The following is a 9,841-nucleotide window of genomic DNA, read 5'->3' as shown; positions in this document are numbered from 1 at the left end:
GGTCAGTTGCGCACGCGTCACACCAGAGTCCTACCGGACCGACACCCCGCCCGGGGCCAGAACCCGGGTTTGATCACAACTGAAGACAGTCCCTAACGGCAGCGGCTGCCCCGAGTGCCGAGAGCATGGCAAGTCCCGCATCGAGCTTGATCACTGGGCAGCTGCGGAGCGCGCCTTCGGCGGAGCGTCGTCCGGCCAGTCAGTGCGGCACGAGGCATTCGCCCGGCGTGCGAACTGGCTCGTCGACATCACGGTCGAGACGGCAGGGGAGCGGAAGCTCGCCATCGAGTACGACGGCTCCTACTGGCACGCGGACAAGGTTGACCTCGACATCGAAAAGTCCCGTGACCTGCTGGCCGCCGGATACCTGGTGGCCAGGCTACGCGAGTATCCACTGCCACCGCTGTCGATCGACGACCCGAACTACGCGGAGTTCGTCGTGTACTCGGCGATGCCGAAGCCGGACGAGACAATCGGTTGGGTGAGGGACTGGGCAAGCAGGCGGGACGAGGGGTCGGCAGCCCAGCGCTGAGGCCTGTTGTCGTGAGGCGGCCGCCGCCTCTCACCTGCCGGTGGGAATAGGCCGCGGCGGAAGGCACGACAGACTGTCCCGGACCCGAGCTGAAACGGCCCGACGAGTCCCGACCGGGAGCCAGGGCCGGGCTTTTGACACCTGGCCCCTCACGGGCCGCGCTGTGCTGGCCGACCGGTAGCCCGTACGCGGGCAGGGAGAATGCGCCGAGCCGTACGCACGGAGAGGCGAGTCGAGCGACGAACGCCCCCTTACGTGCGGACGACTGCATCCCCTGCCGTGCCGAAACCGTCCGCCAGGAACGACCCCCACGCGCGTGAGGAAGACTGGTCTGCACGTGTTCGGTATCCCAAACCTGGGAGATACCCCGCGGGTGCGGGGACGATGACCGGGGGGGCGAGGAGGATGGAACGACCCCCGTGTGTGTGGGGGGAGCATCCCAAGACGATCGTTGTCGACCGGGGAAAGGTCAACAGACCCCCACGCGTGTGGGGAAGACACGTTCCACCAGAAGGTGGAGGAGGCCGCCGCGGACTGACCCCCACGCGCGTGGGGAACACGATAGTGCCGCACCGCGCGGCGTAGCGCAGGAGGACAGACCCCCACGTGTGTAGGGAAGTAAGGCCCGGAGAGGCCTGTGATGACCAGCAGAGATGGACCCTCGCGTAAGGCGTGGAAACCAGCGGACCCGAGCTCAGGCTACACCCACCCGCGCGGGGGACTGCCGCCGCGCGAGATGATCCGCATGCGGCATGCTGGGCAGCAACACCCGTGTTTGCGGGGCGAGTTGGCATAGGGAGGGAGCGGTCGGTGGGAGTGCGGGAGGACGCCCGGCGCGGCGGGATCGATCTGAAGCCGTGGGGCAAGTTCGACCGCGGGCAGCGGGCGGTGTATCCCCTGCTGTTCCATCTGCTGGATGTTGCGGCGGTCGCCGGTGTGGTCTGGGACCGGTACCTGACCCGCGGTCAGCGCCGGCTGATCGCTTCCGGTCTGGGCGTGACCCTGGCCGAGGCGCGCTGCCTGGTGATGTTCTTCGCCGGTCTGCACGATCTGGGCAAGCTGTCCGCTTTCCAGGAGCAGGAGGCGCATCCCTGGGCCCGTATCAGCGACACTCTGCGCTCGGACACCCGTAACTGGCGGAGCATGCCGCACGAACGGGCGACCATGCACAGCGTGCTGCACCTGCTGGCAGAGGCGGGCTATCCGGTGGACACGTCCGACAGCCCCGGTGTGCTGGTGGCGCAGATCCTGGGCGGGCACCACGGCCGGTTCCTGCAGGTCGACATCGACGGCGCGGCCAAGACCGCCCGCGTCAACCTCACACTGGGCGGAGCGGCCTGGCAGGACCTGCGCCGCCGTTACTTCGCCCTGGTGCGCCATCTGACCGGCGCCACCGCAGTGCCCACGGATGTGACGGTGCAGGCGGCCGTGCTGATCACCGGAGTCGGCATCATCGCGGACCGGCTGGCCAGCCAGGGGCATTACTGGCTGCCCAAGGCCCAGGCGCCCGCCTTCGGCGCCGGCGAACACTACGCCCAGGCCGTCCTGGACGCCCCCGCCCTGTTCGAGGAGTCCGGGCTGGACCGCGTCGTCTTGCCGGAAACACCCTTCACTCAGGCGCACGGCGGCCTGGACAAACCCAACGACCTGCAGGCCTCGGTGTTGGAGCAACTCGGGACTGCGGTGGGGGAGAAGGGGCCCGGCATCGTTGTGGTCACCGACGCCACCGGTGGCGGCAAGACCGTCGCTGCGCTGGAAGCCGCGCGGATCTTCAACGCCACCGGTGACACGGCCGGCATCCTGTGGCTGCTGCCGACCACGGCCACCACGGACGCCGCCTACGACATCCTCGAGGCCTATGTAGCCGCCCACCGCCCCGAGCACGCTCCTGTCTCCCTGGTCCACAGCCACCCGTACCTCAACACCGCCTACAACGATCACCGCCTCGCCGCCCACGCGCCCTCGACGAGCGATGCCTACTGGCCCGGCGGTGACGACGGCGACGAGCCGGCGGCGGGGGAGCGGCCCGAGGAGCGGGTGACGGTCCCGGACGGCTGGCTGCGCGGCTGGGACAGGGCACTGCTGGCCCAGTTCACCGTGGCCACCCACGACCAGGCCCTCATGGCCGCCCTGCCGGTCCGCTTCAGCGCCCTGCGCATGCTGGCCCTCTCCGGGCGGACCGTCATCGTCGACGAGGTCCACGCCCTGCCCCCGTTCATGCGGCGGACGCTGTCACGGCTGCTCAACTGGCTGGGCGCGCTCGGCTGCCCGGTGGTGCTGCTGTCCGCGACGCTGCCCGCCGGCACCGCCGACGAACTCGTGCGCAGCTACCTCGACGGCGCCGGCCACCCCCATGCCGCAACAGCACACCTGGACTGCCGGCCCCCCTACCCCGGCTGGCTCTACGCCGCGGCCCGCGACGCCTCGCTCACCCGCATCGACCCTGCCGCGGCCGCCGCCCACGCCGACCGGCACCGGCGCCGCGCCGGCATCCGCCTCCACCCGGTGCGCCACCCCTCCTGCACCGACCCCGAGAACACCCCCGCCCGGGAAGAACGCCTGGACCGCATCACCCGGGAGATCGCCCCCGTCGCCCAGTTAGGCGGCTGCGCGGCCGTCTACTGCGCCACCATGGCCGATGCGCAGGCCACCTACGAGCACCTGTGCGCTGCCCTCACGTGGCCGGACGGCGGCCCCGACGGGCAGCTGCTCCTGCTGCATGCCCGCCTGCCCGGCCACCGGCGCGAAGCCCGCACCCGCCGCATCCGCACCGCCCTGTCCTCGCACGGTGAGCGTCCCGAGCGCCTGGTGATCGTCACCACCAGCCTTCTGGACATGAGCTTGGATATCGACGTCGATGTCATGGTCAGCGACCTGGCCCCGATGCACACCCTCCTGCAGCGCCTGGGCCGCCTGTGGCGCTTCAGCCACATCCTCAGGCCCGCCTGGCTGCCCGAACACCCCCGCCTGATCGTCCTCGAGCCCACCGACCACCGAGGCCGCACCCTCCTGCCGCCCGCCTGGCGCCCCCTGGACTCCCCGTTCCTGCCGCTCGCCACCGCCGCCTGCCTCACCCGCCGGCCCGAGCAGTTGCTCACCCTGCCCGACGATGTGCAGGACCTGGTGGAGAGCGTGCACGGCGACGCCGGCGAACTCGCCCGCGCCGACGCCGCCCTGCGCCGCAGCCACACCCTCCACCAGGCCCGGACCCGCACCGAGGAACACCACAGCACACTGCACCTCGTCCCCGTCTGGCACGACACGCTCTCGCTGTCCGACCTGCACCGCCAAAACCTCCACCCCCGCGAGGCCGCCACCCGTCTGGGCACCACGCCCCGCCGCCTCCTGCCCGTCCACCGCACGCCGGGCGGCCGCCTTGCCCTGGACGCGGCCGGCACCCAGCCGCTGCCCGAGCAGCACAAGCCGACCACCGCACAGATCCGCACGATCCTCCAGCACACGCTGCCCGTTCCCGCCGCCTGGGTCTCCGACCGACGCGGACACCTCCCCACCCCTGCCGCCTGGCGCACCCACGCCCTCCTCGCCGACCTCGTCCTGCTCCCGCGGTCAGCCGACGACCCCACCCGGCCGGTGCGCTTCGGCCGCCACCGCCTCCACCTCGACGACGACTTGGGGCTCGTCCACAGCGCGGACTGAGCCACCCCCGTTTCCGTCCGCTCCCGCACCGCCGCCCGGACACGCTCCGCACCCGCCGCTGCCGTCCAGCAGGCCGGACGAGCCATCCGCCGTTGCCCGACGCACGCCCCGCCGGTACGCCACACCCCGCCGGTCGTCGCCGGTCCCGCGCCCAGACCGGCACAGAGCCGGCCGGGGGAGTGCCCTCCTGCAGGGGGCCGGCAGGGCCGCTGCAGCCGGAGGCAGGGCAGTACGCCACGCACGCCGGCAGCACGCAGACGGGGAAATAGACTCCGGTAGCTGGAAAATGACTTCAATTCAAAAAGGGGGAACCGGCCGGTAATTGCCCGCTGAACCATGTGGTTCGGAAGCTGCTTGTCTGTAGCTAATATGGAAATGCAGAGCCGGACGGGCGTTCGAGTCCGGTATCTCGCGCATCCCTGCCTGCTGCGCCGCGCGCACCGCACCCCTGGTGCGCCTGTAGCGGGACCTGCCCATCGGCGCGGCTTGACCCGGCCCGCGCCGTCGTGGCCTGCCCCTCCCGATTCCCCGGGTCCGTCGCGGCATCCCGCGGCGTTACGGCCGAACGTACGGCCGGTACCAGCGAAATCACCTTCCCTCTTTCCCATTCTCTTTTCCATCGTTTTCACACCCGGCAACGGAGCCTGTGTGCAACCCCCGCAATACGACACCGACAAAGAACCGTGCATCCCCGTCCTGTTCCTGGACGGGCATCAGGAAGACCTGGGATGGCGGGACGTGCTGCTGCGCGCCCACCTCATCAAGGACCTGGCGCTTCCGCTCCCGCCCGCGGCATCCGCCGTCCTGCGACTGCTCGTCGTAATGGCCGCACGCGTGACCTGCCTGGACGGACGAGCGGAACCCCGCATGAGCGCACGACAGTGGGCAGCCCGCCGCCGTGAACTACTGCAGAACCCCGACGGGTTCGACCCCGGCACCGTTCACGCCTACTTCGACCAGTACATCTGGGACCTGTTCCACCCGGTGCGGCCGTTTCTCGGCGATCCCCGCCTGGCCAGCCAGTGCACCAAGCGGGCCGGCGTGAACAAACTGGTCTTCGGCCGCCCCGAGGGCAACAACCTCGCCTGGTTCAGCCCGCACACCGACACCGACCCCCAGCCGGTCCCCAGCGCCGAGGCCCTGTGGCACCTGCTCATCCACCACTACTACGGCGCGGCCGGACAGTGCTCCGTGCGCACCGTGGGCGGCCGCTCTCTCGGAAAAGCCAAAGCCGGGCCGCTGCGCACGACGCTCTCGTTCCATCCCCTGGGCCGCACCCTGTACGAAACCCTCCTCGCGGGCATCCCCAAGCCCTCCCAGCAGTGGCCCGGCACCCCGGACTGCTGCCCGTGGGAGGAACCCCTGCACGCCCCCGACCCCGACGACGACCCTGACGACGGCCCCGACCCCGATGCCGCCCCACCCCCGGTGACCTCACCGGGCGGCCTGCTCACCGGCTGCTCCCGCCACGCCGTTCTCCTGCTGCCCTCACCGGACGGCCGCCACGTGGTCGACGCCTACCTGACCTGGGCCACCCAGAAGAAACTCCCCGCCCTCGACCCGTACCTCATCCATCACATCCACACCGGCGAGCACGCCACCCGCCGCCACACAGCACGCCGTGCGGACGCCGACCGGGCCCTGTGGCGCGACCTGGACGCCCTGCTGCTGGCGGGCGACGAGGACGACCGCAAGGGAAAACAGAGCAAGGGCAGCAAACGCCGCTACACCGTCCAGCGTCCCGAAGCCTTCACGACCCTCAACGACCTGCCCCCCGACCTGCGCGCCGCCCTGCGGGTACGGGTCTACGCATTCGACGAGGACGGCCAGACCGCCAACCGCACCTGGTACACGGCCCTGACCCCGCCGATCTGGCCCTGGGTCCAGGAGAACGACCCCGCCGCGGCCGAGCGCATCGCCGAATGCCGCAAGGCCGCCGAGGAGATCGGCGCGTGCCTCGATGCCGTCTCCCGGGAGGCCTGGGGCAAGGTCACCGCCGGCGCGCCCCGTCACCTGCCGCCCTGGACCCGCACCGCGCGCACCCTGTACTGGCCCCGCGCCGAGGCCACCTTCTGGAGCCTCCTGGACGGCGACCCCGCCCGCAGTGCACGTGCCGCGTTCGCCGCCGACGCCATCGCCGCACTGCGTACCGCCACCCGCCCGGCGATCGCCCAGCACTTCCGCACCGGCGAGGCCGTCGCCGCCGCCGTAGCCCAGCTGCGCCTGCGCAGCCGCTGACCTTTCCCCTCCACCTTCCTGTCCTCTTGCCGAAGGCTGCCGCACCATGCCCGTCACCACGGCGCAACGCCGCGCCCACTACGACGACTTCGTCCACCAGGTCATCACCCTGTGCGCAGTCAACAGCATCCGCGCCGACCTCGCCTCAGGCTTCGGACGCCCCGTCGCGGAGTGCCCGCGGATGCCCGAACACCTCACCCGGCACATCGCCGGCTTCGGAGCGCGCCGCGCCCACTACACCGTGGCCGGCCTCATCGCCCTGCACCGCGACCTGCCCAACGAAGACGACCCCTACCAACCCGAACTGCTCATCCCGGACCCCGGCAAGAACCGGGACACCCCCGCCGTACCGGACGCCACCCGCGCCGTCTCACCGCAGCACATCCAGCCCCTCGCGCAACCGGCCACGCCTGCGCGGCCCTGGCGCAGCCGCCCCGACCTCGGCACCCACCTCGCCATCGCCGTGGCCCGGTACGGCTTCAAGGAAGCCAGCATGACCAACCGGGTCAAGGTCCTCACCGGACTCGACACCTCACTGCTGCACCCGCAGCTGTGGGCACTGGCCGGCCACCTGCACAGCCGAGGCGCCGCCCGCTTCGACTTCGCCGTCCTCCTCGAGGACCTGGCCTGGTGGGACGACGACCGGATGGAGATCGCCGCCCGCTGGCGCGAGAACTACTTCCTCGCCCTGCACACCCTCACCTCCACGGAGCACTGACATGGCCGCCTACGCCCCCGCCCGCTACGCCGACTTCCACGTCCTGCACCCGGTCGGCGCCTCCCTCCTCAACCGCGGGCAGGACGACCTGCCCAAAACCATGGAATTCGGCGGCGTCGTCCGGCCCATGGTGTCCTCCCAGGCCTGGAAGCGGCCTGTCCGCCTGCGGCTGGAGGAAGTCCTCGACGAGCACGCTGCCCGCACCCGCAAGGTGCCCCTGCGGGTGACCGACAGGCTGAAGGCGGATGGTTGGCCCGAGCCCCTTGCCGCCTTCGCCGGAGCCCAGATCGTGCGCTCGGCCACCCGGGAAGGACTGAAGACGGAGGAAAACCAGAACGGCATCACCTCAGCCACCCTCTACCTGCCGCGCGACGTCCTCGACGACTTCACCGCGCTGTGCACCGAACACCGCCCGCAGCTCGAAGAAGCCCTCGCGGCCCACACCGCCCAACAGGCCAAGCCCAAGGCCAGGAAGACCAAGCCGGACGCTGTGCTGCCCACCCGCACGGTCACCGCCCTCATCCGCCGCCGCACCGCCACCATTAACCTCTTCGGCCGCATGCTCGCCGAGATCAGCGGCGCGCACGTGGACGGTGCCGTGCAGATGGCGCATGCCTTCACCGTGCATCAAGGCGCTTCCCAGCCGGACTACTTCACGGCGGTGGACGACTGGTCGGAGCACGGCGAGGCCGGAAGCGCCCACCTGCAGACTGCGTTCTTCACCAGCGGCCTGTTCTACCGGTTTGCCACCGTCAACCTCACCGAACTGACCCGCAACCTGGGCGGCGACCACAAGCAGGCCCTGCACCTGCTGGCCCTGTTCGCCGAGGCCTTCGCCGACGTCATGCCCGGCGCGAAGAAGACCTCCACCGCCCCGCACACCTACCCGCACCTCATCCACTACGCGATCCGTGACCGCCGCTCCGTCTCCTACGCCGGCGCGTTCGAAAAGCCCGTCAGGTCCGCTCATGGCGGCGGCTACACCGCCCCCGCCGTCCAGGCCCTGTCCGAGCACGCCGGCCAGCTGAACCGGATGATCGGCACCCGCCGTCTCATCGGCTCCGGCTACACCGCCCTCCAGAGCGAACCCGTCGACCACCTCGGCACCGCCCATGCCAGCCTCGACGACCTCATCGACGCGCTCGCCGAGACGGCCGCCCTGACCTCGTCGGCTACGACCGTATGAACGGCATCCTGCTGCGTCTGGCCGCACCCCTGATGTCGTTCGGGGAACACGCCGCTTTCCACTACCGCGACACCCTCCCTTTCCCCTCCCGCTCGGCCCTCATCGGCATGTTCGCCGCCGCCGAGGGATGCGCCAGGGAGGAAGCCCTCGCGCCCGACCCGGCCACCGGCAAAGTCCCTTACACGGAGCTGGAGTTCACCGTCCGCGTCGACCGGCCCGGCACCCGCCACACCGACTTCCACACGGTCGGCGGCGGCCGCGGCCACCAAAAGGGCTTGCACACCAGCAGCGGCGAGTACCGCCCCGCGGAGAAATCCACCCTCGTCAGCGAACGCGTCTACCTCGCCGACGCCGTCTTCACCCTCGCCGTGCAAGGCCCCGACCGGCTGCTGGAACACCTCGTCCACCGGCTCGAACAGCCCGCCTTCGCCCCCTACCTGGGCCGGCGCGCCTGCGTCCCCCACGAACCCCTCGTCCTGCGCGGCCCGCACCCCGACCCCGTCAGTGAACTCCTCCACCACGTCCCGCTCACCCTGAGCGCCCCACCCCGCCCCGGGCACAGCACCGTGCCCGTCACCTTCATCTGGGAAAACCCGCCCACCCACGTACCCGCCACCCGCAGCGAACGCGAAGTCGCCGACGTGCCCACCGACTTCACCCCCACACGGCGCTCCCACCGCACCCGCCGCATCTGCTACAGCACCGAACCCCTGCCCGCCACCCTGTACGCCCCGCCCCCCGCGCTCACCGAACTGACCGCCTACATCCACCAGGAGACACCGCCCTGTGACCAGCCCTCTTGCCGACACCCTCGCTGCCACGGCGACGCTGACCCGGATCCGTCTCAACCGCCGCAGCCACGCTGCGCGCCGTGACCTCGCCGACGCCGTCAGCCTGCACAAGACCGTGATGCTCCTGGCCCCCGACAACCTCGGCGACCACCCCCGCCAGAAGGCAGGCCTGCTCTTCCGCCTGGAAGACGCCACCGACACCACCCCGCCCACCCTGCTCATCCAGTCCCACCAGCCACCCGACCTCACCCGCCTGCCCGACCGCTACGGCACCGCCGAAACCCGCCCCCTGCGCCCCATGCTCCAGGCACTGACCCCCGGCCGCCGGGTGAACTACCGCATCACCGCCAACGCCAGCGCCGTCCGCCGCGTCCTGGACGACCACCAGCCCGTCGACCACCCACATGGCAGGAAAGTCATCCCGCTTAACGGCGACGACGCTCTCGCCTGGTGGCAGCGGCGCGCCCATCAGGCAGGGCTCGCCCTGAACACCGCCGATGCCACCCCGGCCCGCTTCCGCCGCTCCTGGAAACACCACCCTGGCAGCACCGGCGGCTCCGCCCACACGCCCGGCCCCGTACACGCGCTGACCCGCTTCGACGGCCTGGCCACCATCACCGACCCCGACCAGCTCAGCCACGCCCTGCTCACCGGCATCGGCCGCGGCAAACCCTACGGCGCCGGACTGCTCACCCTCGCCCCAGCCTGACCCACCCGTC

The 9,841-nt window shown here is 71.2% G+C and carries 7 protein-coding genes; all 7 read left to right on the top strand.

Annotated elements, in window-relative coordinates:
* Positions 1-202: 202 nt before the first annotated feature.
* Positions 203-532, top strand: coding sequence for a hypothetical protein (locus ABZ646_RS08200; protein WP_360514375.1), 330 nt, complete (start codon positions 203-205; stop codon positions 530-532).
* 810 nt (positions 533-1,342) lie between these two features.
* Positions 1,343-4,189, top strand: a complete 2,847-nt coding sequence (gene cas3 / locus ABZ646_RS08195) for a CRISPR-associated helicase Cas3' (protein ID WP_360514372.1) — start codon at positions 1,343-1,345, stop codon at positions 4,187-4,189.
* Between the two features lie 648 nt (positions 4,190-4,837).
* A complete protein-coding gene (casA, locus tag ABZ646_RS08190; RefSeq protein ID WP_360514369.1) occupies positions 4,838-6,427 on the top strand; it encodes a type I-E CRISPR-associated protein Cse1/CasA in 1,590 nt (529 codons plus the stop codon).
* A 46-nt stretch (positions 6,428-6,473) separates the two neighbouring features.
* Positions 6,474-7,145: a type I-E CRISPR-associated protein Cse2/CasB gene (locus ABZ646_RS08185; RefSeq protein ID WP_360514366.1), complete on the top strand. Its 672-nt coding sequence runs from the start codon at positions 6,474-6,476 to the stop codon at positions 7,143-7,145.
* A 1-nt stretch (position 7,146) separates the two neighbouring features.
* Entirely contained in the window at positions 7,147-8,331 is a 1,185-nt protein-coding gene (gene cas7e / locus ABZ646_RS08180) for a type I-E CRISPR-associated protein Cas7/Cse4/CasC (protein WP_360514363.1), read from the top strand.
* Positions 8,328-9,206: a type I-E CRISPR-associated protein Cas5/CasD gene (gene cas5e / locus ABZ646_RS08175; protein WP_360514360.1), complete on the top strand. Its 879-nt coding sequence runs from the start codon at positions 8,328-8,330 to the stop codon at positions 9,204-9,206. Before cas7e ends, cas5e begins: the two co-directional genes overlap by 4 nt.
* Positions 9,118-9,831: a type I-E CRISPR-associated protein Cas6/Cse3/CasE gene (cas6e, locus tag ABZ646_RS08170; RefSeq protein ID WP_360514357.1), complete on the top strand. Its 714-nt coding sequence runs from the start codon at positions 9,118-9,120 to the stop codon at positions 9,829-9,831. Before cas5e ends, cas6e begins: the two co-directional genes overlap by 89 nt.
* Positions 9,832-9,841: the final 10 nt, after the last annotated feature.

It is taken from the genome of Streptomyces sp. NPDC007162 (assembly GCF_040634175.1).
Classification (GTDB): Bacteria; Actinomycetota; Actinomycetes; order Streptomycetales; family Streptomycetaceae; genus Streptomyces.
This window is presented reverse-complemented; position numbering and strand designations above follow the sequence as displayed.

Bases quoted from the DNA above. Each gene is read 5' to 3' on its own strand.
- ABZ646_RS08185 (WP_360514366.1), top strand. From the start codon at position 6,474: ATGCCCGTCACCACGGCGCAACGCCGCGCCCACTACGACGACTTCGTC.
- cas7e (WP_360514363.1), top strand. From the start codon at position 7,147: ATGGCCGCCTACGCCCCCGCCCGCTACGCCGACTTCCACGTCCTGCAC.
- cas5e (WP_360514360.1), top strand. From the start codon at position 8,328: ATGAACGGCATCCTGCTGCGTCTGGCCGCACCCCTGATGTCGTTCGGG.